27 protein-coding genes are annotated in these 24,841 nt (G+C 41.7%); 20 read left to right on the top strand and 7 right to left on the bottom strand.

The window, feature by feature from the left end:
- Positions 1–47 precede the first annotated feature (47 nt).
- Both AC4QJR_RS04640 and AC4QJR_RS04645 read left to right on the top strand, forming a co-directional pair.
- Positions 48–1,718 carry a glycoside hydrolase family 13 protein gene (locus AC4QJR_RS04640; protein WP_496525465.1) on the top strand — a complete coding sequence of 557 codons (1,671 nt, stop codon included), beginning with the start codon at positions 48–50 and terminating at the stop codon, positions 1,716–1,718.
- Between the two features lie 271 nt (positions 1,719–1,989).
- A complete protein-coding gene (locus AC4QJR_RS04645; protein ID WP_496525466.1) occupies positions 1,990–2,817 on the top strand; it encodes a glycerophosphodiester phosphodiesterase in 828 nt (275 codons plus the stop codon).
- Positions 2,818–2,900: 83 nt separating this feature from the next.
- Here the strand turns inward: AC4QJR_RS04645 and AC4QJR_RS04650 are convergent, their stop codons facing one another.
- The 3 genes from AC4QJR_RS04650 to AC4QJR_RS04660 all read right to left on the bottom strand — a co-directional run bounded on the left by AC4QJR_RS04650 (position 2,901) and on the right by AC4QJR_RS04660 (position 5,399).
- Entirely contained in the window at positions 2,901–3,290 is a 390-nt protein-coding gene (locus tag AC4QJR_RS04650) for a YuzC family spore coat inner layer protein (protein ID WP_496525467.1), read from the bottom strand.
- 123 nt (positions 3,291–3,413) lie between these two features.
- Positions 3,414–4,283, bottom strand: a complete 870-nt coding sequence (gene liaG, locus AC4QJR_RS04655) for a LiaG family protein (RefSeq protein ID WP_375376245.1) — start codon at positions 4,281–4,283, stop codon at positions 3,414–3,416.
- A 153-nt stretch (positions 4,284–4,436) separates the two neighbouring features.
- Positions 4,437–5,399: a DMT family transporter gene (locus AC4QJR_RS04660; protein WP_375376244.1), complete on the bottom strand. Its 963-nt coding sequence runs from the start codon at positions 5,397–5,399 to the stop codon at positions 4,437–4,439.
- Positions 5,400–5,627: 228 nt separating this feature from the next.
- Here AC4QJR_RS04660 and AC4QJR_RS04665 point away from each other — a divergent pair, with 228 nt between their 5' ends.
- Positions 5,628–6,596: a bile acid:sodium symporter family protein gene (locus AC4QJR_RS04665; RefSeq protein ID WP_496525468.1), complete on the top strand. Its 969-nt coding sequence runs from the start codon at positions 5,628–5,630 to the stop codon at positions 6,594–6,596.
- A 54-nt stretch (positions 6,597–6,650) separates the two neighbouring features.
- Here AC4QJR_RS04665 and ade read toward each other — a convergent pair whose 3' ends face one another.
- Positions 6,651–8,396 carry an adenine deaminase gene (gene ade, locus AC4QJR_RS04670; RefSeq protein ID WP_496525469.1) on the bottom strand — a complete coding sequence of 582 codons (1,746 nt, stop codon included), beginning with the start codon at positions 8,394–8,396 and terminating at the stop codon, positions 6,651–6,653.
- A gap of 23 nt (positions 8,397–8,419) precedes the next feature.
- Complete coding sequence (locus tag AC4QJR_RS04675) at positions 8,420–8,890, bottom strand: nucleoside deaminase (protein WP_496525470.1); 471 nt, start codon at positions 8,888–8,890, stop codon at positions 8,420–8,422.
- Positions 8,891–9,319: 429 nt separating this feature from the next.
- Here AC4QJR_RS04675 and AC4QJR_RS04680 point away from each other — a divergent pair, with 429 nt between their 5' ends.
- The 17 genes from AC4QJR_RS04680 (at position 9,320) to AC4QJR_RS04760 (ending at position 22,959) form a co-directional block, all read left to right on the top strand.
- Positions 9,320–10,378, top strand: coding sequence for an XdhC family protein (locus AC4QJR_RS04680; protein WP_496525471.1), 1,059 nt, complete (start codon positions 9,320–9,322; stop codon positions 10,376–10,378).
- Between the two features lie 56 nt (positions 10,379–10,434).
- Positions 10,435–10,944: a 2-oxo-4-hydroxy-4-carboxy-5-ureidoimidazoline decarboxylase gene (gene uraD, locus AC4QJR_RS04685; protein ID WP_496525472.1), complete on the top strand. Its 510-nt coding sequence runs from the start codon at positions 10,435–10,437 to the stop codon at positions 10,942–10,944.
- Positions 10,945–10,957: 13 nt separating this feature from the next.
- Entirely contained in the window at positions 10,958–11,911 is a 954-nt protein-coding gene (gene pucL / locus AC4QJR_RS04690; RefSeq protein WP_375376238.1) for a factor-independent urate hydroxylase, read from the top strand.
- Positions 11,908–12,267 (top strand): hydroxyisourate hydrolase, encoded by a 360-nt coding sequence (uraH, locus tag AC4QJR_RS04695; RefSeq protein WP_098575810.1) that lies wholly within the window; start codon positions 11,908–11,910, stop codon positions 12,265–12,267. Before pucL ends, uraH begins: the two co-directional genes overlap by 4 nt.
- An 11-nt stretch (positions 12,268–12,278) precedes the next feature.
- Positions 12,279–13,637: an allantoinase AllB gene (gene allB / locus AC4QJR_RS04700; protein ID WP_496525473.1), complete on the top strand. Its 1,359-nt coding sequence runs from the start codon at positions 12,279–12,281 to the stop codon at positions 13,635–13,637.
- 17 nt (positions 13,638–13,654) lie between these two features.
- Positions 13,655–14,929: an ArgE/DapE family deacylase gene (locus AC4QJR_RS04705; protein WP_496525474.1), complete on the top strand. Its 1,275-nt coding sequence runs from the start codon at positions 13,655–13,657 to the stop codon at positions 14,927–14,929.
- Positions 14,910–15,212 (top strand): urease subunit gamma, encoded by a 303-nt coding sequence (locus AC4QJR_RS04710; protein WP_496525475.1) that lies wholly within the window; start codon positions 14,910–14,912, stop codon positions 15,210–15,212. Before AC4QJR_RS04705 ends, AC4QJR_RS04710 begins: the two co-directional genes overlap by 20 nt.
- Before the next feature lie 32 nt (positions 15,213–15,244).
- Complete coding sequence (locus AC4QJR_RS04715; protein ID WP_251459356.1) at positions 15,245–15,574, top strand: urease subunit beta; 330 nt, start codon at positions 15,245–15,247, stop codon at positions 15,572–15,574.
- The gene (ureC, locus tag AC4QJR_RS04720) at positions 15,571–17,283 is read left to right on the top strand and encodes an urease subunit alpha (protein ID WP_496525476.1); all 1,713 of its coding nucleotides are present in this window, start codon (positions 15,571–15,573) and stop codon (positions 17,281–17,283) included. The genes AC4QJR_RS04715 and ureC overlap by 4 nt, the downstream gene beginning before the upstream one ends.
- Positions 17,284–17,293: 10 nt before the next feature.
- Positions 17,294–17,740 carry an urease accessory protein UreE gene (gene ureE, locus AC4QJR_RS04725; RefSeq protein ID WP_496525477.1) on the top strand — a complete coding sequence of 149 codons (447 nt, stop codon included), beginning with the start codon at positions 17,294–17,296 and terminating at the stop codon, positions 17,738–17,740.
- On the top strand, positions 17,733–18,419 hold the full coding sequence (locus tag AC4QJR_RS04730; protein ID WP_496525478.1) for an urease accessory protein UreF: 687 nt from the start codon (positions 17,733–17,735) through the stop codon (positions 18,417–18,419). The genes ureE and AC4QJR_RS04730 overlap by 8 nt, the downstream gene beginning before the upstream one ends.
- A gap of 24 nt (positions 18,420–18,443) precedes the next feature.
- The gene (gene ureG, locus AC4QJR_RS04735) at positions 18,444–19,055 is read left to right on the top strand and encodes an urease accessory protein UreG (RefSeq protein ID WP_251459350.1); all 612 of its coding nucleotides are present in this window, start codon (positions 18,444–18,446) and stop codon (positions 19,053–19,055) included.
- Positions 19,056–19,874, top strand: coding sequence for an urease accessory protein UreD (locus AC4QJR_RS04740; protein ID WP_098575801.1), 819 nt, complete (start codon positions 19,056–19,058; stop codon positions 19,872–19,874). It abuts the gene before it with no gap.
- A 389-nt stretch (positions 19,875–20,263) separates the two neighbouring features.
- Positions 20,264–21,199 carry a dipeptidase gene (locus AC4QJR_RS04745; RefSeq protein WP_098575800.1) on the top strand — a complete coding sequence of 312 codons (936 nt, stop codon included), beginning with the start codon at positions 20,264–20,266 and terminating at the stop codon, positions 21,197–21,199.
- Positions 21,196–22,224 (top strand): DmpA family aminopeptidase, encoded by a 1,029-nt coding sequence (locus AC4QJR_RS04750; RefSeq protein WP_496525479.1) that lies wholly within the window; start codon positions 21,196–21,198, stop codon positions 22,222–22,224. Before AC4QJR_RS04745 ends, AC4QJR_RS04750 begins: the two co-directional genes overlap by 4 nt.
- Before the next feature lie 5 nt (positions 22,225–22,229).
- Positions 22,230–22,460, top strand: coding sequence for an excisionase family DNA-binding protein (locus AC4QJR_RS04755; protein ID WP_098575798.1), 231 nt, complete (start codon positions 22,230–22,232; stop codon positions 22,458–22,460).
- A 127-nt stretch (positions 22,461–22,587) separates the two neighbouring features.
- On the top strand, positions 22,588–22,959 hold the full coding sequence (locus AC4QJR_RS04760) for a DUF488 domain-containing protein (protein ID WP_098575797.1): 372 nt from the start codon (positions 22,588–22,590) through the stop codon (positions 22,957–22,959).
- A 228-nt stretch (positions 22,960–23,187) separates the two neighbouring features.
- Here the strand turns inward: AC4QJR_RS04760 and AC4QJR_RS04765 are convergent, their stop codons facing one another.
- Entirely contained in the window at positions 23,188–24,009 is an 822-nt protein-coding gene (locus AC4QJR_RS04765; RefSeq protein ID WP_496525480.1) for a YitT family protein, read from the bottom strand.
- A gap of 119 nt (positions 24,010–24,128) precedes the next feature.
- Complete coding sequence (gene trhA / locus AC4QJR_RS04770; protein WP_496525481.1) at positions 24,129–24,776, bottom strand: PAQR family membrane homeostasis protein TrhA; 648 nt, start codon at positions 24,774–24,776, stop codon at positions 24,129–24,131.
- Positions 24,777–24,841 lie beyond the last annotated feature (65 nt).

The following is a 24,841-nucleotide window of genomic DNA, read 5'->3' on the forward strand; positions in this document are numbered from 1 at the left end:
AATTTTTAAGCTATTAAATGAATTAGGTCTAGAACTGAGGTGTACAGGTGAACAAAAAATGGTGGAAAGAAAGTGTCGCTTATCAAGTGTATCCCCGTAGTTTTATGGATAGTAATGGCGATGGGATTGGTGATCTAAAAGGTGTGACTACCAAACTAGATTACCTACAAGAGTTGGGCGTTGATGTCATTTGGCTCTCTCCGATGTACAAATCACCAAATGACGACAATGGTTATGATATTTCCGATTACCAGGATATTATGGATGAATTCGGGACGATGGCTGATTTTGACGAACTGCTTGAAGGCGTTCATCAGCGTGGGATGAAATTAATCCTAGATTTGGTCATCAATCATACGAGCGACGAACATCCATGGTTTATCGAGTCACGCTCCTCAAAAGACAACCCTAAACGTGATTGGTACATTTGGAGTGATGGTAAAGATGGAAAGGCGCCGAACAATTGGGAGTCGATTTTCAGTGGGCCCGCTTGGAGATATGATAAAGAAACAGAACAATACTTCATGCACATCTTCTCCGCACGTCAGCCTGATTTGAATTGGGAAAACCCTGAGGTAAGGGATGCTTTATACGAAATGGTAAACTGGTGGCTGGAAAAAGGGATTGACGGCTTCCGTGTCGATGCCATCTCACATATAAAAAAAGAACCAGGATTCCCTGATATGCCAAATCCCAACAACTTAGATTTTGTACCTTGTTTTCCTAAAATGATGAATGTGGATGGAATTGATGAGTTCCTCACAGAATTCTCACAAAAAACCATAAAAAACTATGACATCATGACCGTTGGGGAAGCAAATGGTGTTGGACTAAATGAGGCAGATCAATGGGTAGGCGAAGAAAACGGCTATTTTAATATGATATTTCAATTCGAATTTTTAGATCTGTGGGATAAGGATGCGGAAGGGTCGATTGACGTTCGTAAGTTGAAAAAGGTTTTAACCAAATGGCAGACTGGTTTGGAAGGCAGAGGCTGGAATGCCCTATTTATTGAAAACCATGATCAGCCGCGACGGGTTTCTAGCTGGGGAAATGACAAGGAGTATTGGAAAGAGAGTGCCAAAATGCTTGGAGCCCTTTATTTTCTAATGAAGGGTACCCCGTTTATTTACCAAGGCCAGGAAATTGGGATGACGAATGTCCAATTCCCTTCCATTGAAGAATACAACGATGTTGGCATGATTAACTACTATCATGTTGAAACGGCAAAAGGACGTTCCCATGAAGAAATTATGAAAGTTATTTGGGAAAAGGGACGGGATAATGCGCGGACACCGATGCAATGGGATGCAACCAACAAAGGTGGATTTACAACGGCGGAGCAATCGTGGCTTGGGGTCAATCCGAATTACACAAAGATTAACGTCGAGGCACAAGTGAATGACCCTAACTCAATTCTTTCTTTTTATAAAAAATTGATTCGCGTAAGAAAAGAGAATCCAGTATTTGTTTATGGTACCTACGAACTATTGGCAGCGAATCATCCGAAGTTATTTGTGTACACACGCAAATTAGGAAATCAACAAGCGATTGTTATTAACAATTTCAGTGAAAAAACGACCAGATATCGTATCCCGGGAAGTTTATCGTATTCATCGTCTGAACTTGTTCTTCATAATTATGATGGTGTGGATAAGAAATTACGGAAAAATTTCACTCTTAAACCCTATGAAACAAGAATATATTTATTGAAGTAACGGATTAGAGGGGAAAAGGCTGCTTGCCACCCTTGAATGTATATTGAACAGCGTATTTATACTAGAATGGAGCAGGGCCGATATCCGGTTTCTGCTTTTTTAATTTTGGCAAAAGGAAATAGAATGGCTTTTTTGTAAAATATGGAATGAGCAAGGACCTATACATTTTTACATAATATTAATAATGTCTATATGTGAATACCATAGTGACTTAACATTTTTCTCATACAATTTTCTATGTAGTACACATATAAAAGGGAGATGAGGAAAAATGAAAAAATCTATTTTATTGGGGACGGGCCTTGCTTTTACTTTATTATTTAGTCCGTTTCAACAGGCATTTGCTGCAGAAACAACTGGGGAGCTGCGGCAAATGGATACCGTTGCCCATCGCGGAGCATCAGGATATGCGCCTGAAAACACCATTGCTGCTTTTGATAAAGGGGTAGACATGAAAGCAGATTATATTGAAATTGATGTTCAAAGAAGCAAGGATGGGAAATTGGTCATCATTCATGACACAAAGGTTGATAGAACAACAGATGGTACAGGGTATGTTAAAGATTTAACATTTGACCAGATCCGAAGTCTTGATGCTGGCAGCTGGAAAGGGGAACAATTTAAAGGAGAAAAGATTCCTACTTTCGATGAAATTCTTGACCGATATCATGGGAAGATTGGTATTTTAATAGAATTAAAGTCACCTGAGCTTTATCCTGGAATTGAAGAAATGGTGGCCCAAGAATTAAAGGAACGTAACCTGGATAAACCGCAAAATGAAAAAATCATTATTCAATCATTTAATTTTGAATCTATGAAAAAAACAAATAGTCTGTTGCCTAAAGTACCGATTGGTGTCCTTACATCGAATAGAGCGGACACATCGGACCAATCATTAAAGAAATTTGCTGCATATGCTGATTACTTTAACCCAAGCTACGGAATTGTAACGAAAGAATTAGTCAAGCAAGTACACGCAAACGGCATGAAAATTCAATCCTGGACTGTGCGCAGTCTTGAAGCAGCAGAATTTCTCTTAACTATGGATGTAGATGGAATTATTACGGATTATCCTGAATTTGTGGATCCAAGGAAATAAGTAAAGATATCTTTTTTCTAGATATGAAAAAATTAGTGGTATCCGCGTGTGCTGGGGATACCACTTTTTTAATAAATATTTCTTTACTTCCCCCATTTCATTGACACTTTTAATGTGCAGCAGCTCTCAGGATTGTTTGGGTGCGGTGAAGTGTAGAGTTCGAATTGGACGCCAGATGGTGTAAAGTTAGTTTCGACAGGTACTTTTAATCCAAGGGAACGAATTAAACGGTCAACTTCTGCTTTTTTCCCTTGTTGAGCTGCACTCATCATTTTCCGAGCAAAGCCAACATCGGCTAAACGATCTAACAAAATACTCCCCTGGTCCATTAATAGCCGAAAAGACTTTATAGAGCCCTCGAAAATTTTTACATCTACGGGCGGATAACTCCTTGGATACGGTTGGAATACGATGTGAGGTGGATAGGCAGACAATGGAGGGTAGACTGGATATTGGCATGGATAGTAATACATGGTAATTCTCCTTCCATATTTAAAACGCAAGCCAGGATAAAATATGATTCTTTTTGGATTATGGTTCCATTAAGGAATAAAATAAAAAAACGCTGGATTAGCACATCCACGCGCTTTTAAAACTTAACGGATTGTAATATCTCCGCTGGACACATCTAGGTCTATTTTGTATTTACCAGATCCATGAATGCCTTCGATGCTTCTTTTCTTAATATTTTTTGATGTCAATGGGAGTTCACAAATGATATCTCCACTGGATACATCTCCGTCTAATGTGAAATCCGCATTGTTAGGAAGGTCTAGTTTTACATCTCCAGAACTTACATCAATTTCAATCGAATCTGTCAGTTGATCTACTTGAAAATCAAGTTCCCCTGAGGAAACATTTGCATGAATAGCACCAGTGTATTCCTTCACATCAAGGCTGCCAGAACTTACATCAAACGAGCCAGTTTCTGTTTGTAGTGATTTAATATCAACATTTCCTGACCCTACATTTTGTTCAAAATGGTTGATGTTCATGTTCTTTAGGTCCATATTGCCTGAACCAATATCAACCGTTAATTCATCAAGATTAATCGGGTTATTTTTGGATTTCCCTGAAAAACTTACATTACCCGAACCTAAACTGATGTGCATGTCACGGTGATAATCTTCTGGGATATAGATTGTTAATTTCTTCCTTTTTGAGAAAGGAGACCAATCAAACCAACCAAATCCCTTATGTTTAACTGAAACCTCAATGGCGTCGCCGTGCTCTCGAACGGTTAGTTTATCTTTGCCGTTGTAGATGGCTTTCACATCTTTCCGATCCTCTGGAATAATTGTGGTACTTACACTGGAAATATTCACTTCAATGACATCAATATCCTCTGTCACTGTTGCTTGGGTAGTATTCTTCCCTGAATTACTAAACCAATCGAATGTAGCTGATTGATTGTAGATAATATATAATCCAGTGATGACTAATAACAGAATGACAATTCTTTTCATTTTTTCCATCCCCTTTTCTTACTTCTTCTAGTTAAGAATAAGAAATTCTCTCGCTATCCTCAATGAACCAGAGATTTATTTATGTCTAAGACTTGAGATGTATTGGGATTGAGCTTTTTGAGGGCAAAAAAAGTGACTCAAGCTTGAGCCACATTAATGCAAGTCCTTTACTTTATTCAAATATAATTGATTCTTTTTGTGCTTGGATTGAGATAGGAACTCCTCAAACGCACCAGATCCAAATAAAACACCTGCAAGTATGAAGATAAAACCAAATATTTGCGATGCTGTAATCTGCTCGTCGAGAAAAATAACGGCACCAATCAAGGCGAAGAACGGGTTGAAATTGATAAAAATAGCCGATTCAGCTACACCCACTTTACCGATGGCATTATTGTAAATCATATGACCAAGAGCCGTGGCAATAATAGCGGAAGCAAAAAATATCATCCAAACGCTGACAGAACCATGAGAAATTTCTTTCAGCCCATTTGGTTCTGTAAAACGGCTAATGATAAATAAGATAACGGAACCAATCACTAGCATATAACCTGTCATCAAACGTGGATCCAGAGTTTCGGAACATTTTTTAATTAAACTAAAACTAAATGCTTGAGCGAATATTGCCAAGAACACATAAATATCTCCACTGGAAACTGTACTTACTTCATCATTTCCAAATAACACAATAAACGTAACACCCATAAAACCCATTATGATTCCCAACAATCGAATCAGCGTGATCCTAGTTCCTAATAAGAAAAAGGCAACAATTGTCGTGAGCAAGGGACCAAGTCCTAAAATAAGACCCCCGTTTGTTGCAGAAGTCTTTAATAACCCAAGTGACAAAAAGAAATGGTGGCATACCACGTTAAAAAGGCATGCGAAAAAAATATACCGAAACTCTTTTCTGGAGGGCAGCCTGACTTTCTTTAGAAAACCAAGGATGATAAATACACAGATGCCCGCTGTGAATACCCTTAGTGCAGTAATGGTCTCCGGCATGAAGGCCGTAACAATGATTTTCGTCGCAATGACATTCAGCCCCCATGTGGCCATTACAAATACTAATAGCATGTATATCTGATATTTTTGCGCTTTTGCCAACTGTTTCACTTCTTTCTCATTTCAATTACAATGTAAATAGATTGCAATTATTATACATCTTTAGTAGATATTTGACATGTATATTTTTTCGTATTTCGAAAGAATTTAAGACAACTTGATTTAGGATGAAGAGAAATTGTGGTATTCTTTATAATTATATAGTAACTGTTCTAGAGGGACTTACTGCTTGGAAGGCAAATGTAAGTTGCTTCACAAATAAATAGGGAGACTCTCAACATGTTGCAAAAGATAAATAAACAACTAGAAAGAATTATGCCATTAATCACTCCGGTTAGTGTATTGACTGGAGTAATATTCAGTATCTATCTAAAGGACTTATCTTACTTAATTCCATGGATTTTTGCATTTATGACCTTCGCAGGAAGTTTAAGTTCCAATTTCCATTCGTTAAAAGAGGTAATTATTCATCCATTCCCCATTTTTATTGCGATGTTAATCCTCCATATTCTTATGCCGATATGGGCTTGGAGTGTAGGTCATGTCGTTTTTTCTGGTGATATATATACGATTACAGGACTAATTTTAGGAATGGTAATCCCGACAGGGGTCACAAGCTTCATTTGGGTGGCCATTTACAAAGGGAATATTCCGCTGGTCTTATCGATTATTTTAATCGATACCTTGCTTTCACCCATTATTGTTCCTTATTCGCTATCGTTATTTATGGGTGAAACCATTGAGATGGACTATATCAGTATTATGAAGGGACTATTGGGAATGGTCGTTATCCCCTCGCTGATAGGTATGTATTTAAACCAAGTGACCAAGGGGAAAATTAAAGATCAATTGGGAACACGCCTTGCTCCCTTTTCAAAAATATGCCTGGGTTTTGTGGTCATGCTTAATGGAGCAGTTGTAGCACCATACTTAAAAAATATTAATCTTAAATTAGTTAGCATTACGTTGACCGTCTTTTTGATTGCATTGACTGGATACTTGTTTTCGTTTTTAATAGGGAAATTTTTTAAAGGTGGACGCGCCAACATTATTTCGCTAACTTTCACTGGCGGAATGAGAAATATTAGTGCAGGTGCAGTGATCGCTGTTTCCTACTTTCCAGCCGCAGTAGCGGTGCCAGTGGTTGTCGGCATGCTATTTCAGCAGATCCTTGCTTCCTTAAATGGTCACTTTCTCAATAGGTATTATAATAGAAAAATTGAAAATCATGATTCTGTTGCTTTATAAGGGCAAATACACCAAAACATCCTCTCAGCCGAAATGGCAAGAGGATGTTTTTTTTTACTCTTCATTTGCATCAAGATCGATATGTTTAAATTTACTGACTAGAAACAACCCCTTATCTGTAAGTTTTAATTCTGGTATGACCGGGAGTGCTAAAAAAGATAAGGTTAGAAACGGGTTAAAGTGATGATTTGCTCCCAGTTTTTGAAGAGCAAGATTGATTTCTTTAAGACCAGAATACACCTCTTGATATGGCCGATCGGACATTAAACCCGCAATGGATAGTTCCAAGGAAGCAATGACCTCTCCTTGGTTGACAACGACCAGACCGCCTTGCATTTCTTTGATCGCCTTTGTGGCCATTACCATATCATCATCTGTCGTTCCTGCAATAATAAGATTATGAGAATCATGGGCGATGGTTGTGGCAATGGCACCGGATTTTAGCCCCAATCCTTTAACAATACCTAAACCGATTTGATTTTTTAGGTGATGGCGTTCAATTACGGCTAGCTTTAATTGGTCATTGGTTATAGAAGTTTGAAAGAACCCGCCATCATTCTTTTCAACCTTTTCAATCAGATGACGAGTTACTAGACTATTTGGAATAATTTCAATGATATTTGCTTTGTTCGTTCTTAAAGGAATATGGAAATGCTTTTCTGTTAGCTCATGGTAACGAACTGAATTTCTCAATCGCTCTGTTTCAACGAAAGTTTGGGTGTTTAAATCCATAGTCAGTTGACCATTATTGACAACAGCCTTCCCATCTTTAAAAACAGTTCTAATATTAATTTTATTCATGTCATCAAACAGGAAGAAATCAGCTTTGTATCCGGGGGCAATCGCTCCTTTATTTTCGAGTCCAAAGCATTCGGCTGCATTGATGGTGGCCATTTGAAAGGCGGTAATAGGTGAGAGGCCTGTGGCGATAGCAAGTCTCACGTTGTAATCGATGCTTCCATCATGAACAAGATCGTCTAAATGTTTATCATCGGTGACAAATAAGCATCTTCTGGCATTACGCTCATTGACGATTGTTATCAATTGTTGCAAGTCCTTAGCCACTGTCCCTTCGCGAATCATTAAATACATTCCTCTTTGGAGACGTTCTTTTGCTTCCGTGGCTGTTGTACTTTCATGATCGGTTCGAATCCCAGCAGCCATATAAACATTAATATCATTGGCTGATAAGCCTGCCGCATGACCGTCAATTTTTTTACCGAATTGTTTAGCTTGTAAGATTTTTTCAAGCATTTCCTGTTCTGCCTTTAAGACTGCCGGGAAATTCATGACTTCAGCTAGTCCTAGTACGCGCGGCTCGAGATAAAACGGTTTAAGGTCCGCGGCATTGAGAGTAGCACCGGAATTTTCAAATTCTGTTGCTGGAACACAGGAAGGAAGCATAAAGAAAAAGTCAAACGGTAGATGTTCCGAGGAATCAAGCATGTACTCTATTCCGTCCGTTCCTAATACGTTGGCAATTTCATGGGGGTCGGCAACAACTGTAGTCACCCCGTGCGGAAGGAGAACCTTTGCAAACTCCTTTGGCGTGATCATTGAGGATTCAATGTGTACATGACCATCGATAAAAGCAGGGGAAATATATAGCCCCTTCGCATCAATCATTTCTTTTCCCTCATATTCACCGATTCCAGCAAAATATCCATCCACGATCGCAAGGTCCCCTTCAATAATCTCCCCTGTAAAAACGTCAATAATTTTTCCGTTTTTAATAACAGTATCAGCTGGCTCTCTTTTGGAGGATACAGAGATTCGTTTAATTAATTGTTTTCTCTCCATAGGACAACATCCTTTTTGTCAAATTAATATTCCACTTTATCTTGTGCATTCTCCCATGTTCTAAAAGGTAAGTCTCCATCTGTTGGAAAGATTTTTATCATCGGTATTTTTCGATTTTCGACGGGCATGGATAGCTGTTCATAAATAAATTGATCATCAAATCCAATCTTTGCTGCCTCTTGTTTCGTGCAGGCATAATAAACAGCCTTAGGCCTAGCCCAGTATATGGCACCGATACACATCGGACAAGGCTCACAGCTGGTATAAATCTCACAGTCGTTCAACTGAAAGTCATTTAAATTACGGCAGGCATCTCGAATCGCTTGTACTTCTGCATGGGCAGTAGGGTCATTTGTCCCAGTCACTTGATTTCGGCCCACACCAACAATCTTTCCATCCTTGACGACGACCGCCCCGAATGGACCCCCTTGTTTCGTCAATACATTATTTAAGGCGAGCTCAATCGCCTTTTCCATAAAGAGAGTATCCGTCATACTAACACTCCATTCTATTTTTCAATTGGTCTATTAAATTACTTCCACATGTGATGCATTACCGGGAGATTAGGAGGAAGTTGCGAGTACTAAAATGTTAACTGTGAAATGAGTGAATTTACTTAACATACATTATTCACTATGGTGCTCACAAATGCTCCATTGTTGAAAGGATTTCTGACATGATTTTTAAATAATGTGATGCACAAACCATAAAATTTCCATGTGAGATTTTATAACATCAGTGTAGATACTAGATCCCCTTTTGGATATTATGGTGAAAAAAGATGACATGGACTTTGTTCTTTATGTTCGGCAATCTACATAAAACTACCTGGTCAGTAGAAAATTGAAAAAGAACATGGGTGTATTTTGGGAGGTCTATCAATATATATAGTGTTAGAAACTAGGAAAGAATAGGGGGCCAAGATGGAAGGGATTCATGAAATCTTAAACGCCTTATTTTCTGATTCTTATCATGAAGGCGATTGTTTAGCAACCATCATTCATGTAAAAGGATCCGCCTATCGTAAAGAAGGTACATCCATGTTGTTACGAAGTGACGGGACAAAGGTTGGTATGTTAAGTGCTGGTTGTTTAGAAACAGACTTATCCTATCGCGCTCAAGAAGCAAGGGATGAAGGGAAAGTAAAATCTGTCATTTATGATATGCGGGAGGAGGACGATTTATCGTGGGGCCAGGGTGCAGGCTGTAACGGGATCATCCATGTGCTTCTTGAACCTGTCGATGCCTTTCTACGTGACCACCTTTATAAGCTAAAGTTCCATTTGGACAATGGCCATCGAGTCACGATGATTAAAAAAATGATCGAGGAAAATTCGGTTTCCGACTATTTATTTTTGTCAGATGATCAACATTATTTTGGAAAATGGCATGGAAGGGTACTAAATGAGGCTAAAAGTCTATTAAACGAAATTCATCAAAACTTTCCGAAAAGCGGGATCAGATATTTTGCGGAACTATCATCAAATGTTTATATTCATTCGTTTGAACCGAAACCTCGACTAGTTGTTTTTGGTGCTGGCGCTGATGCCGTGCCATTGGTAAAAGTGGCCTCGCAGACAGGATTTTCAGTAATTGTTTCCGATTGGCGTTCTGCTTTGTGTAATGTAGATTACTTTCCAGATGCGGATGGATGGCTAGTAGGAAATCCTCATGAGACGATTCCACTGCTTCATTTGACTCGTTCTGATTCAGTCTTGGTCCTTACGCATCAATTTCAAAAGGATCAGGAGATATTGGATCATTTAAAAGGGAAGGACTTAATGTATTTAGGCGTTCTTGGACCAAGGATAAGAACACAACGTCTTCTTGAGGGACTGACAATCCCTCAGGAAATTAACAGTCCTGCCGGTCTTTCTATTGGAGCAGAGGGGGCGGAGGAGATTGCTGTCAGTATCGTTGCTGAACTAATACAAAAGCAACGGAGTAAGAGGAAGCAAAAGGCGATTACCTTTGAAAGATAACGGGGTCATCGCAGTCTGTCAGGACTATGAAATTCTGAAGGGGGTGGGCATGAGTAGTGAATAACAAGCCGCGGCTTTCAATCGACGACGTAAATCAAATGAACAAAGAAGAGTTTGTTAGTGTAGTAGGATGGGTGTTTGAGCACTCTCCATGGGTGGCAAGGGTGGCATGGGAAAGTCTGCCCTGCAATTCTCGTGAGGAACTTTTACAAAGAATGGTGACGGTTGTAAAAAATGCAGAAGAAGCTGTGCAATTGGCACTGCTACGGGCCCATCCGGATCTCGGGACTAAATTGATCATTTCAGAGGTTTCACAAAAGGAGCAAGCAGGCGTCGGGCTAGACCGGTTAACTAAGGACGAATATAAGGAGTTTATGTCACTAAATCAAAGGTATGTCGAACAATTTGGCTTTCCGTTTATCATGGCGGTGAAGAGCCAAAACAAGGATACCATCCTTGCAGCAATGAAAGTACGTGTTGCTAATGCCTATGAGCAAGAATTCCTGACAGCCTTAAACGAGGTCTATAAAATTGTTGGTTTCCGCTTAACTGATCTTATTGAATAAAGGGGATGATGCTATGCAAAGAACGATGCGTTATGGAAAAGCAGATGTTTGGGTTTATCGTACTTACGCAGCCCCGCTTACAGCCGTCCGTCCGATTCCTGAATCAGCCTTTACGGGCCGAAGCAATATTTTGTTTGGAATGAACGTGAAGGTGGCAGTTGAGGGTGATGCTTTCTTATCATCATTTAAAGATGGCGATAATTCATTAGTGGTCGCAACTGATTCGATGAAAAATTTTATTCTAAAACATGCTGGCGATTATAAAGGTTCCACCCAAGAAGGGTTCCTAGAATTTGTCGCCCGTCGTTTCCTTGAAACGTATTCACATATGAGTGCAGTCGATATTTCAAGTGAACAAATCCCATTTGACGAACTTCCAGTGCCGACGAAGGATAGTTTTGAGCCGAGTCCATTAGTATTCCGCTATTCATTAAATGAGCAGTCTTTGGCGCAAGTGGAAGTGAAACGCTCTGGAGAAGGAATTATCACAACTGACCATCTCAGCAGTTTAAAGGGTCTTAAGCTTTTAAAGGTACGCGGCAGTTCCTTTTATGGATTTGTGCAAGATGAATATACAACACTTCCAGAATCCTTTGATCGACCGCTGTTTATCTTTTTGAATATTGGGTGGCGGTATAACGATTTTGAAGAAGCGAAGGGCACTAAAGCAAATGGATATGTCGCCGCTGAGCAGGTAAGGGATATTGCTTATACGGTTTTTCATGAAGAAAATTCTCCCTCCATACAAAATCTTATCTATCGCATTGGCTTTCGTGTATTAGAGCGTTTTCCACAGTTAGTTGAGGTTCGCTTTGAATCCAACAATCGGACGTGGGAAACCGTTTTAGATGAAATTCCAGCCTCACAAGATGGAAAGGTATTTACCGAACCTCGTCCTCCATACGGGTTTCAATGTTTCTCAATGACACGTGATGATTTAGAAAATCCAGGGGATCTACCGAAATGACAGGAAAGTTAACTACTCACGTTCTGGATTTAAGTATTGGTAAGCCAGCAAATGGAGTGGTAGTGGAGTTATGGCAAGTTGATTCAGATAACCGATTTCAATTCATTTTGACATGCAACACAAATGAGGATGGGCGGGTTAACCAACCTCTCCTCGAAGGGAAAAATATGAAAAGAGGAATCTATGAACTTCGTTTTCATGTGGAAGATTATTTCCGTAGTCGCGGTACCTTACTCGGAGACCCTTCATTCCTAGATTGCGTTCCCGTTCGCTTTGGCATTTCTGATCCCGAATCCCACTATCATGTTCCATTGCTGATATCACCTGGCGGCTACAGTACGTATCGAGGGAGTTAAGGGGGCCTAAGATGAGAGAAATTTGGGTGAAGAATGGGCTTGTTTTTATCGAGGAGGGCTTTCGAGAGGTAAACATTCGAGTGGTTAATGGGCAGATTGATTCTTTTGTAAAAAGTGAAGCAGAACCATTGAAAGAGGAAGCGGATACGGTGATCGATGCAGGCGGCTGTCTAGTTGTTCCTGGCTTTATTGATGCCCATGTCCATTTCAATGATCCGGGAAGAACGGATTGGGAAGGGATCGAGACAGGCAGCCATGCTGCAGCAATCGGTGGTACTACGACGATTTTTGATATGCCGTTAAATTGTGCCCCCTCCATCATTAATAGTAAGAATTTACAAGATAAAAAGGACTACTTAACTTCTAAGTCATATGTTGATTATGCACTGTGGGGGGGATTAACAGAAACGAACATCACTGACCGAAAAGAGCTCTCTCAAATGAGTGCGGGGATTATTGCTTGGAAGGCATTTATGAGTGAGAGCGGGATTGAAGATTTCCCATTCATATCTCCAGATGGGTTGAAACAAGCCATGCAGACAGCAAAAGAACATAACAAAATTCTTGCCCTCCATGCAGAGTGGAATGAGGAGATTCATAAGTTGACAGATTTTTATAAACAAAGAGTGGGAATGAATGAACGAAGGGCCTTTCTCGCGAGCAGACCTGTATCAGCAGAAGAAAAAGCCGTTAATTATGCGCTAGAACTTGCTGCCAAATATGGAACTGCCCTTCATTTTGTGCATATTAGTTCGGCGAAAGTAATCGGAATGATCGAGCAGGCCAAAAGAAGCGGAATAGACGTCACCGTTGAAACCTGCCCGCATTATTTAATTTTTGATGAGGAGGATTTTCTAAAAAGTGGTGCCATCCTTAAATGTGCGCCGCCATTAAGACCGCGTGAAGAAGTAGAGGGGCTTTGGGAATGCCTTGAAAGAGGGTGGATTGACACAATAGGGTCCGATCATTCGCCATGTCTTTATTCGATGAAAGCAACGGATTCCATTTGGGATGCGTGGGGAGGAATTCAGGGCGTTCAATTTACATGGCTTTCACTGCTTGATGAAGCCCTTAAACGGAAAATCAGCCTCAAACAAATTTTGCCATTAGGGACGTCGAATGTGGCAGAGAGGTTTGGAATTGCTGAACGAAAAGGGAGGATTCGGCCCGGCTCCGATGCGGACTTAGTGTTGATCCGTTTGGATGAATCAACGGTTGTTGATAAACAGTCATTGGCCTTTAGAAATGCTTATTCACCCTATGAGGATAAGGAGTTTTTACTCAAAGTGAAAAAAACAATTTTACGAGGGAAAGTCATTTATGATGACCAATTAGGGGTGAGTAAAGGGAAGTTTGGTGTTTGTCTTTAATAGAGGGGAGGAATTTGATGAATCAGGATAAGGAACGGTTAGTCCAATGGGTCGAGGAACACCAAGTAGAACTGATTGATTTTCTACAAAAGATCGTGCAAGTTCCTTCGGATAATCCTGCAGGCGACTGCTATCCAATTGCGTCCTTTTTATATCATCAGCTTCAGGAACTCGGATTTGAGGATGTTTCCCTTATAGATGTGGAGGAAGAGGCAGTGAAAGCGGCTGGAATGATCAGTCTGGCCAATGTTCTCAGCCGCACGAAGTTTGGAAATGGAGAGGGAACAAATATAGCCTTAAATGCACATGGTGATGTTGTGCCGCCAGGGTTGGGCTGGAGTGTTGACCCCTATGGAGGGGAGATCATTAACGGTATGATGTATGGCCGGGGTGTGGCTGTCTCCAAATCGGATATTGCGGCCTATTCCTATGCTGTTTTGGCCTTGAAACAGGCAAAAATCAGCCAGCAGCTGCACGGGGAAGTCAACCTTGCCTTTACTTTTGATGAAGAGACGGGCGGCGAATTAGGACCGAAAAGGCTGCTTGACCAAGGGGATATTAAACCAGACCAAGCGATCGCCGCGGGCTTTACCTATTCAGCGGTGAATGCCCACAATGGCTGTTTGCATTTTGAAGTAAAAATCGTGGGAAAGTCTGCCCATGCTGCTTTGCCTCATACAGGAATTGATGCGCTTGAGGCGACGACTGAGATTTTGAAGCGTTTATATGAATACCGAAAGACTCTCGCTGCGAAAAAATCTACTGTACCCGGTATTGACCATCCTACCTTAGTTGTTGGTCTCATTTCGGGAGGCATTAACACGAATGTTGTCCCTGATGAATGTACGATTAGAGTCGACCGGAGATTGATTCCTGGCGAGGACGGCGCACAAGCGGAAGCGGAATTTAGAGGTGTGGTGGAAGAAGCTGTAAAGACGGTCCCGGGAATAAAAATTGAGATTCGGAAAATTCTCCATGCGGAAAGTTTCGGACCTGTTCCGGAAGATTCCCCATTGATTTCTGCTCTGTCTTCGAATTGGCAGTCCATTATGAAGGGCAAGGGTGAATTAGCCATTAAAGGAGTACCGATTTATGCAGATGCCCGTCATTTTTATGAAAAAGGGATCCCAACGATCATGTTTGGTGTTGGACCTAAAGTGTTAGAAGAGGCCAACGGGCACCGGGCCGATGAACATATTCGCATCGAAGATTTGATTGATGCTGCGAAGATTATTGCCTGCACACTTTATGATTTACTGGGGGAGGAAAGCGATGAAATTAACTCAGCGTGAACAGGAAAAATTAATGATTGTTGTTGCTGCAGACCTGGCAAGGCGCCGCAAAGACCGAGGCTTAAAATTAAACTATCCTGAGGCGGTTGCCCTGATCACCTACGAAATTATCGAAGGGGCTAGAGATGGAAAATCGGTGGCAGAACTGATGAGTGAGGGGGCAAAAATATTATCAAGTGAGGATGTGATGGATGGAATCGCGGAGATGATTCACGATATTCAGGTAGAGGCAACGTTTCCAGATGGAACCAAGCTTGTCACTGTACATGAACCGATTCGCTAGATTTAGAGTGGTTTGGTTGGGGAGGAGAAGAAATGATTCCAGGAGAATATCGATTAAGACAAGAGCCGATTATCTGTAACAAAGGGAGAACAGCTGTTACGGTCATGGTCCTCAATCAGGGCGACCGGCCGATTCAAATCGGCTCCCATTTTCATTTTTATGAAGTAAATAGTGCGCTCAAGTTTGACCGAGACCAAGCATTTGGCAAGCATCTAAATATCCCTGCTGGCACGGCTGTCCGCTTTGAACCTGGCGATGCGAAAGAAATAGATCTCGTCCCCTTCGCTGGTCAGCGTGAAGTTTATGGCCTGAATAATAAAACGGATGGCCCATTGGACCAAGGAAGGAAGAACCCGTTATGAGCTTTCGAATGTCGAGAAAACAATATGCAGACATGTTTGGTCCTACAGCAGGCGACGCCATCCGGCTTGCGGACACCGATTTATTTATTGAAATAGAAAAGGATTTTACCGTTTATGGGGATGAAGTGAAATTTGGAGGTGGAAAAGTAATCCGTGATGGGATGGGGCAGCACCCGCTTGTGACACGAGCACAAGGAGCACTGGATACCGTCATTACCAATGCCGTTATTTTGGATTATAGCGGGATCTATAAAGCTGATATTGGAATTCGTGATGGAAGAATCACTGGAATTGGAAAAAGTGGCAATCCTCTCTTAATGGAAGGCGTAGATCTCATCATCGGCGCTTCCACAGAAGTCATTGCAGGTGAAGGAATGATTGTAACCGCCGGAGGGATTGATGCCCATATTCATTTTATTAGTCCCCAGCAAATCGAAACAGCTCTGTCATCAGGGATAACCACCATGATTGGCGGCGGCACGGGTCCTGCAACAGGAACAAATGCAACCACTTGTACGCCGGGTGAATGGAATATTCACCGGATGCTGGAGGCGGCGGAAGAGTTCCCTATGAACCTGGGATTCTTAGGGAAGGGTAATTCGTCTGCTGAGGATCCGTTAATTGAACAGATCAATGCGGGTGTGATTGGTCTTAAATTGCATGAAGATTGGGGGACGACCGCCTCAGCTATTGACCACTGCCTCAGAGTCGCGGACCAGTATGATATACAAGTTGCCATTCATACCGATACCTTAAATGAAGGCGGGTTTGTCGAGGATACTCTGGCAGCAATTAATGGCCGGGTCATCCATACATACCATACGGAAGGGGCAGGCGGCGGTCATGCTCCTGATATTATTAAGGTCGCGAGTTTCCCGTATATCCTTCCGTCATCCACCAATCCAACACGACCCTACACCAAAAATACCTTAGATGAGCATTTAGATATGCTAATGGTTTGTCATCACTTAGACCCCGAGGTGCCTGAAGATATTGCTTTTGCTGATTCGCGCATCAGAAAAGAAACGATTGCAGCAGAAGACATTCTCCACGATTTAGGCGTATTCAGCATGATTAGTTCCGATTCCCAGGCGATGGGCCGAGTAGGCGAAGTGATCACTCGTACCTGGCAAACAGCTGATAAAATGCGGAAGCAGCGCGGCAAGCTGCCGGAAGATAAAGGGGCAAGCGACAACTTCCGTGCTAAGCGATACATTGCCAAATATACAATTAATCCTGCGATTACACACGGGATTGCAGAGGAAGTTGGGTCGGTGGAGGTGGGGAAATTGGCAGATCTTGTGATTTGGGATCCGGCATTTTTTGGTGTTAAACCTGAGATCGTCATCAAAGGCGGCATGATCGCGCATAGTCTGATGGGAGATCCCAATGCCTCCATTCCTACTCCCCAGGCTGTTCTGTATCGGCCGATGTTTGCTTCCTTTGGAAAAGCTAAGTACACCACGTCGATTACTTTCATGTCAAAAGCAGCGATTGAACTTGGGGTGCCTGAAAAGTTAGGACTAAAAAAACAAATCAAACCGGTACAGGGAATCCGCCAGCTATCAAAAAAGGATATGAAGCACAATGCTGAAATGCCAACCATTGAAGTCGATCCACAGACCTATGAGGTTATCGTCGATGGAAAACTAATTACCTGTGAACCAGCAGACGTATTGCCGATGGCCCAGCGCTATTTCTTATTTTAGGAGTGAGAGAATGATTATTGAAAAAGTAATTGGCAATATGGAGGAAATCTCAACGACTGGACGCCATATCGAAAGAGTATATCTGGCTAGTGATGACTTAGTGAAGCGAATTCAACGGGTGACAACAGACCATGGAAAAGAAGTTGGGATCCGCTTAAAGGAACCAAAAGACTTGATTGATGGCGATATCTTATTCATGGATGACCGAAATATGATTGTCATCAGTGTCACCAGCGACGACTTGATTGTGATTCAGCCGACAAGTATCAAGCAAATGGGGGAAATTGCTCATCAGTTGGGCAACCGCCATTTACCAGCGCAATTTGAAGGTGAGGTTATGCTCGTCCAATATGATTATCTCGTTCAGGAACTGCTCGACCAATTGGGTGTTCCGTACTCAAGAGAAGAGAGAAAGGTTAAAAGGGCTTTCCGCCATATCGGACACTCGCATGGATAAACAACTTTTGGCTTTACTGCAAATTGGCGATTCGAATTTTCCATCAGGAGCATTTTCCCATTCATTTGGATTGGAGACGTATATCCAGGAAGAAACCGTCTATAGTAAGGAGACCTTTTTTTCATGGATTCGCATTTACTTAGAAAAACAATTGGCCTATACGGATGGACTTGCCTGCCGCATAACGTATGAAACCTTACTTCAAAATGATATGGAAGAGCTCTGGTTGCTTGATCAGAAACTGTTCATACAGAATATCCCCAAAGAAACACGGGAGGCAAACCGGCGGATAGGGGAACGATTGATTCGAATGGGGATTGATTTATATTCCATTCCATTATTAGAAGTGTATCTTAAGAAAATCCGAGCCAAGGAGGCGTTTGGCCACCCTGGAATTGCTTTTTCGATCATCTGTCACTACTTAGGTATTGAGAAAAGCCAGGGGATCTTGACTTTCCTTTATTCAAGTATGGTGACTCTTATTCAGAATGGCGTGCGCGGAATACCGCTTGGGCAGACGGCTGGTCAGCGTATTCTATTAGAACTGCAGCCTTTTTTACTGAAAACAACAGAAGAAATTGACCGTATCGATGTTGATGATTTTGGAGTTGTCGCTCCTGGCCTTGAAATTGCACAAATGCGCCACGAAAGACTACATACCCGATTGTTTATGTCCTAAATAACCATGAAAGAAGGAGAGACGATGGAACCAATTCGTATAGGTGTGGGTGGACCAGTTGGAGCAGGGAAGACGCTGCTAGTAGAGCGATTAACGAGGCACCTCCATCAAGAATATAAAATGGCAGTTGTAACCAATGACATCTACACAAAGGAAGATGCACAGTTTTTAATTAAAAACAGTGTGCTCCCAGAGGAACGAATTATTGGTGTGGAGACCGGAGGATGCCCCCATACAGCGATTCGGGAAGATGCATCCATGAATTTTGCTGCGATTGATGAATTAAAAGAGAAACATCCGGACCTCGCGCTGATTTTTGTCGAGAGCGGCGGCGATAACTTAGCTGCTACCTTTAGTCCTGAACTTGTGGACTTTTCTATTTATATTATCGATGTCGCCCAAGGGGAAAAAATTCCACGTAAAGGCGGTCAAGGGATGATTAAATCGGACCTGTTTATTATCAACAAGATTGATTTAGCCCCATATGTTGGAGCAAGCCTGGAAGTCATGGAAGCAGATACAAAGGCGGCCAGAGGCAAGAAACCCTATATTTTTACGAACTTAAAAGAGGATGTCGGAGTGAACGCGGTTATTGATTGGCTCAAATCAAATGCATTACTGGTAGGGTTAGGGTAGGTGGAAAACTGGACAGGATACTTGCGACTAACCGCTTCGCGAAAGGGGAAGAAAACAATTTTAAAAGATTCCTATACTGAGGGTGCTTTTAAAATTACTAGACCCGTTTATCTAACAAATAGCGGTGAAGCCTGTTTTTATATTATGAATCCTGGCGGCGGTTATGTGGAGGGGGACTCCTATAAAATTAATATTTGTTTGGAAGAAGAAGCCCATGCGATTATCACGACGCAGTCATCCACCAAAATCTATAAAACTCAAGTCCAGCCGGCTGTTCAAGAGATGACGATCCATTTAAAAAGAGGCAGTGTTTTTGAATATCTGCCCGATCCCGTTATCGCTTACCAGTATGGATGCTATAAACAACGGACTGTAGTTCGAATGGAGAGCGGGTCCTCTCTTATTTGTTCAGAAATATTTACTCCAGGCTGGGCCCCAGATGGCACATTATTTCAATATGGTTTATTGCAAGCCAAAATGGAAGTATACCGAGATGAGAGATTAATAGTATTTGATCATGTAAAACTTCAACCAGATAGGGATATCAAGGGGATTGGTTTGATGGAGGGATATACCCATTTTGGGTCGATGATTGTTATTGATGATCGGGTAAACCAGCTTTTTTTAGAAGAACTCCATAACTATTTTGAATCGGTTTTAGAAGCGCGAATTGGCCTCACGATGCTGGCTGTGCCAGGGTTTGCCCTCAGGGTCCTGGCAAATACAACGCAGGAGATAGAAAAAATCCTCTCTTTTTGTCATGAATGCATTCGCAATCAATTGATGGAGAAGGAGGCCGTATTTCTAAGAAAATATTAAAATTAGTTTCAGGCTCGCCAGTCGGTGAGTTTTTTTTCATTTTGGTCCATAATTGTAGGAGAGGAAAAAAACTGCCTAGCATTAAAAAGATGGCAGAATCAAACTAACTATTATATTAAATTTTTGCCGGGCTAGGTATTTACCAACCTAGCCCCTTTTGTTGTGATAAAATTTTTAATAAATGGCTGTGTTAAAGGTTATGTTGATATTGACACTCTGTTGATTGGAGAGGAAGGCACGAAGACTCCTGCGGGAGTACGGGGCAGGGGAGACCCCGCAGGAGCAAAGCGACGAGGAGGCTCCCCGGCACGCCCGCGGAAAGCAAAGTGCCTGGAACGGAAATCAACAGACCAGTTTAACACAGCCTAATAAAAAGGAGTGTATGCTGAATGAATATCATTGACCTGCATTGTGATGCCCTGATGAAACTTCAAGAAACGCAAGGGAAACTACGGTTCGCGGATGCTCCGGAATTACATACAAATAAAACACGATTACAGCAAGGACAAATCAAAGTTCAATGCTTCGCGATATTTATTGAACCTGAAATCAAGGGTGATCAGAAATTTCAAGTGGCTCTCGAGCAAATTGATTATTTTTACAAGGAAGTACTCGGGAAAAATCCGGACATGGTCCATATCAAAGAATGGTCTGATTTTGATCGCTTGAAAATTGGTCAAATTGGCGCGATGTTAACGCTTGAAGGCGTAGATCCGATTGGCAACGATTTAGCGAAACTCCATATTCTTTATCAACTCGGGGTTCGGTCGGTTGGTTTAACATGGAACCAAGCAAATCTCGCTGCAGATGGAGCCGGAGAACCGCGCGGCGCGGGGCTTACAGTGCTCGGAAAAGAGATTGTCGAGTTTAATAATGAGCATCAAATCCTGACTGATGTTTCTCATTTGAGTGACATGGGCATTTGGGAAGTCATTGAATTAGCCAAGTATCCGATAGCAAGCCACTCGAATGCACGAGCACTTTGCAACCATTTGCGCAATTTAACAGATGAACAGGCGAAGGCGATGTTTGCCAAGGGCGGCTTGATTCATGTTGTTTTTTATCCCCCTTTTGTTAAGGAATCAGGTGAAGTAACAATTTCAGACCTTGTGAGACATATTGATCATTTTTGCTCATTGGGCGGTGTCAATCAAATCGGATTCGGCTCGGATTTTGATGGGATTTCAACTTTTATTACAAGCCTAGAGGATGCCTCGAAAAGCCAGAATCTTATTAATGAATTATTAAAATACTACAGTGAAGATGTTGTTCGCGGCTTTGCTTATCAAAACTTTCTCGACCATCGGCCAGGGATTCTTCGATGAAGATTAGAGAAAAAGGTATCATTGTCGGAAACCTGCCAACGGGAAGGAAAAACTGTCTAACCGATGTGGCAGATGTGTTGGTTGGCCATGTCACACTGGACTATCCGCTTGATGAGTCAGGAGAGGAGTATTCCTGTACAGGAGTAACAGCGATTCTTCCTCATAAAGGCAATTTGTTTAAAGAAAAAGTAATTGCGGCGAGCTATGTGATTAACGGATTTGGAAAAACAACGGGTCTTGTGCAGTTAAATGAATTAGGTGTGCTTGAATCGCCGATTATGTTAACAAATACCTTCGCGGTTCCAGCTGTCACACAGGGAGTGCTGCAATACATGCTCGATGAGAACCAGGAAATTGGCGAAACGACTGGCACGATTAATGTAGTCGTTGGGGAATGTAATGATAGTTATTTGAATTCAATTCGTCTATTTCCTGTAAAACCAGAGCATGCAGTTGAAGCAATTAAGAATGCATCAGACCATCAGGCTGTAGAAGGGGCGGTTGGAGCAGGAAAAGGCATGGTTTGCTTTGGTTATAAAGGCGGGATAGGCTCGTCCTCCCGAATCGTTGAAGACTATACGGTCGGATGTTTAGTTCTTAGCAATTTTGGGAAAAAGGAAGAATTACGAGCGTTTCGTTATTCAGAGGTGGAAGGCTTGTCAGAGACATCCGATGGTTCGATTATCATCGTTCTGGCCACCGATGCCCCGTTAAGTGACCGGCAATTACAGCGGTTAGCGAAACGCTGCGGCATTGGACTGGGTCGAACTGGCAGTCATTTTAGTCATGGCAGCGGTGATATTGTCATTGCTTTTTCGACGGCGCACAAAATGGCTCACTATTCGGAGGAGAGGATTGAAACTCGCAGCCAACTTCGTGAAGACCATCCTATCATGAATCAGCTTTTTACTGCCGCGGCGGAAGCAACAGAGGAAGCCATTCTTAATTCTTTATCACAAGCGGAAACAACAAAGGGAAGAGCCGGAAGGGTAGTTAACCAAATCAAATTTCTTAAAGAGGAGTAATCAAATTGTACCTTACAATAAAAGAGACGGCAGAATATTTATCAGTTCCAGAGGCAACCGTCAAAAGCCTCATTCAGCAAAAGAAAATCCGCGCCCTCTTTGATGGGGAAGGATACCTGATCTACAAAGAACAATTCAACACCCACCTAAAACAAATGGAAAAATACAAACAACTAATCGAAGAAATCCTAAACGAACCCATCCCAGAAAGCATCGACGTAAAAGACGAAGATTAATATTGGTGGTTTGATATTGGTGTATTAATAATGGTGCCTGACACCATTCGTGGACAAACTACGAAGTTTGTCCATACGAAGCGTACATTTTGGTTTATGGGTGCCTGACACTAATTGGAGGTGAAGTATGGATAAGATCTTGATGAAAAGGGTCTATGAGCCTGTTGAGGAAATGGATGGATTTAGGATTTTGATTGACCGACTTTGGCCTAGGGGGATTTCTAAAGATACGGCAAAGCTGTCGAATTGGTTTAAAGATTTGGCTCCAAGCAACGAGTTACGGAAATGGTTTTGTCATAAGCCTGAGCTTTTTGAAGAATTCCGAAACAGATACCTTGAGGAACTTCGCACAGATGGACAAAAGCAGGAATATATCCGGCAAATCTTTGAAATGGCAGCCCGAGGCCCAGTCACGCTCCTATATGGAGCGAAGGACCCGGTCTATAATCACGCTAGAGTATTAATGGAGGAACTTGGAAGATTAGCTGAGGGGGATTGAAGAAAGAGAAAGGGACTCGATTTTCTGATGCCTGTCGAGGCTAGAAAATTGGCTCAGCAGTAACCAAGGGCCAGGTATGATGCCCGAGAAGGTAAAAAAAACGAGGCACCGGTACCCAAAGGCCCCCAATGATGCCCGAAAAAGGTTAAAAAACATCCAATGGTAACCATAACACGGAGATTATCCCTGCAACCAAAAAATTACCTTAAAGGGCATCATCCCACCCCATCAATCCCTCCGAAAACGCCCCATTACTTCCATCGTTTGCATGATATTTACGAACGCCTTCGCATCCACCTTTCTAATCGCATGTTTAGTCTCATTTAATTCGTACTTGGTAATCACTGTGGTCAGCACCTTCTTGGGCTTGTGGGTGTACGCTCCTTCTGCGTCCGTTACCGTCACGCCACGGGCATGCAATTGGATGAGTGCATCCGTCAATTCTTCATATTTATCCGTCACAATCGTTACCGTTAATTTATTTTGATTGGTGTAAACCATATCAACTGCCCGGCCAGACACATAAATAGCAATAATCGTATACAGTGTGATACCCCATCCAAAAATCAATCCAGAAATCCCCACGACTAAAAGGTTCATACAAATATTTAAAAAGCCCACCTGCAAGTTCTTTTTCTTCGCAAGCGTAAGACTAACAATGTCCGTACCTCCAGTTGAACCCCCAATCCGAATAATCAGACCAACGGCTATTCCATAAAGTGCTCCCCCTATAATGCAAGAAAGAAGAATATCGTTGCTAATAGAATGAATCGGAATAAATTTCATACTCATTGATAAAACAAAGACGGAATATCCTGTCAGCAAAATAAATTTTTTTCCTAAATATTTTAATCCTAAGAAAAATAGCGGGATATTGATCAGCAAAATAATCCAGCCAGTATTGATGTTTAAAAAATGGTGAATAAAAAAAGCGATGCCTGTCACGCCGCCTGAGGTCAGTTGATGGGGAATAAGAAATGTGTTAAAGGCAAATCCAAAAAGTATTGAACAAAGTCCAATCACAACTATTTGAAAAATTAATCTTACCAACTAAGAACACCTCTATCTGTGTGTGGTGCATTATTAAAGTTATTTTGTGCCACATTTAAAAAGTTTATTTCAAAAACAAAAAACGCCATCCGTCGAGGGCGTTTTGAAGTCTCACATATTTAAATAACGTATAGGAACACGGTTAAAAAGTGCGATAGACTTCCAAGCAAAATGAAAATATGAAAAATTTCATGGAAGCCCATGTATTTTGATTGCAAGAATTTAGGTTTCGCACCGTAGATCACTCCGCCAATCGTATAAAAAATTCCCCCGAGGATGAGCAAAAATAAACCATTGGGGTTTAAGCTTCCCATAAGCGGCGAAAATACAAACACAATCATCCAGCCCATCGCTAAATACAAAGCGGTAGAAATCCAGCGCGGGCAATTAAACCAGACCATTTTAAAAACAACCCCGCTTATGGCAATACCTGCAATAATAGAAAATAGAATCGCCCCTATTTTTCCGTCCAGGCTAATAAAACAAAAAGGAGTATACGTACCAGCAATTAAAATGAAAATCATCGAATGATCGAGCCGGCGTAAAAAGGCTATGACTTTATCGCGGGCAATTACCATGTGATAAGTGGCTGATGCCGAGTAAAGCAGAATCATACTAACGCCGAAAATAATGACCGCAGTAATGGCAGTCGGTGAACTGGTAGTTGCAGCCGCTTTAATAACCATCGCAAGGAGCCCGGCAAAGGCTAGTATGGCACCCGCTAAATGAGTCAGTCCATTAATAGGTTCGCGAATGTAATTGTTCATTTGTAATGCCTCCTATTACAACATGTAGTTTTAATAACTACTTATAATAATACTTATATACTATC

This window comes from Neobacillus sp. BP17 (assembly GCF_059579525.1).

Bases quoted from the DNA above. Each gene is read 5' to 3' on its own strand.
- AC4QJR_RS04645 (WP_496525466.1), top strand. From the start codon at position 1,990: ATGAAAAAATCTATTTTATTGGGGACGGGCCTTGCTTTTACTTTATTA.
- AC4QJR_RS04650 (WP_496525467.1), bottom strand. From the start codon at position 3,290: ATGTATTACTATCCATGCCAATATCCAGTCTACCCTCCATTGTCTGCC.
- liaG (WP_375376245.1), bottom strand. From the start codon at position 4,283: ATGAAAAGAATTGTCATTCTGTTATTAGTCATCACTGGATTATATATT.
- AC4QJR_RS04665 (WP_496525468.1), top strand. From the start codon at position 5,628: ATGTTGCAAAAGATAAATAAACAACTAGAAAGAATTATGCCATTAATC.
- ade (WP_496525469.1), bottom strand. From the start codon at position 8,396: ATGGAGAGAAAACAATTAATTAAACGAATCTCTGTATCCTCCAAAAGA.
- AC4QJR_RS04675 (WP_496525470.1), bottom strand. From the start codon at position 8,890: ATGACGGATACTCTCTTTATGGAAAAGGCGATTGAGCTCGCCTTAAAT.
- AC4QJR_RS04680 (WP_496525471.1), top strand. From the start codon at position 9,320: ATGGAAGGGATTCATGAAATCTTAAACGCCTTATTTTCTGATTCTTAT.
- pucL (WP_375376238.1), top strand. From the start codon at position 10,958: ATGCAAAGAACGATGCGTTATGGAAAAGCAGATGTTTGGGTTTATCGT.
- uraH (WP_098575810.1), top strand. From the start codon at position 11,908: ATGACAGGAAAGTTAACTACTCACGTTCTGGATTTAAGTATTGGTAAG.
- allB (WP_496525473.1), top strand. From the start codon at position 12,279: ATGAGAGAAATTTGGGTGAAGAATGGGCTTGTTTTTATCGAGGAGGGC.
- AC4QJR_RS04705 (WP_496525474.1), top strand. From the start codon at position 13,655: ATGAATCAGGATAAGGAACGGTTAGTCCAATGGGTCGAGGAACACCAA.
- AC4QJR_RS04710 (WP_496525475.1), top strand. From the start codon at position 14,910: ATGAAATTAACTCAGCGTGAACAGGAAAAATTAATGATTGTTGTTGCT.
- AC4QJR_RS04715 (WP_251459356.1), top strand. From the start codon at position 15,245: ATGATTCCAGGAGAATATCGATTAAGACAAGAGCCGATTATCTGTAAC.
- ureC (WP_496525476.1), top strand. From the start codon at position 15,571: ATGAGCTTTCGAATGTCGAGAAAACAATATGCAGACATGTTTGGTCCT.
- ureE (WP_496525477.1), top strand. From the start codon at position 17,294: ATGATTATTGAAAAAGTAATTGGCAATATGGAGGAAATCTCAACGACT.
- AC4QJR_RS04730 (WP_496525478.1), top strand. From the start codon at position 17,733: ATGGATAAACAACTTTTGGCTTTACTGCAAATTGGCGATTCGAATTTT.
- ureG (WP_251459350.1), top strand. From the start codon at position 18,444: ATGGAACCAATTCGTATAGGTGTGGGTGGACCAGTTGGAGCAGGGAAG.
- AC4QJR_RS04745 (WP_098575800.1), top strand. From the start codon at position 20,264: ATGAATATCATTGACCTGCATTGTGATGCCCTGATGAAACTTCAAGAA.
- AC4QJR_RS04750 (WP_496525479.1), top strand. From the start codon at position 21,196: ATGAAGATTAGAGAAAAAGGTATCATTGTCGGAAACCTGCCAACGGGA.
- AC4QJR_RS04760 (WP_098575797.1), top strand. From the start codon at position 22,588: ATGGATAAGATCTTGATGAAAAGGGTCTATGAGCCTGTTGAGGAAATG.
- trhA (WP_496525481.1), bottom strand. From the start codon at position 24,776: ATGAACAATTACATTCGCGAACCTATTAATGGACTGACTCATTTAGCG.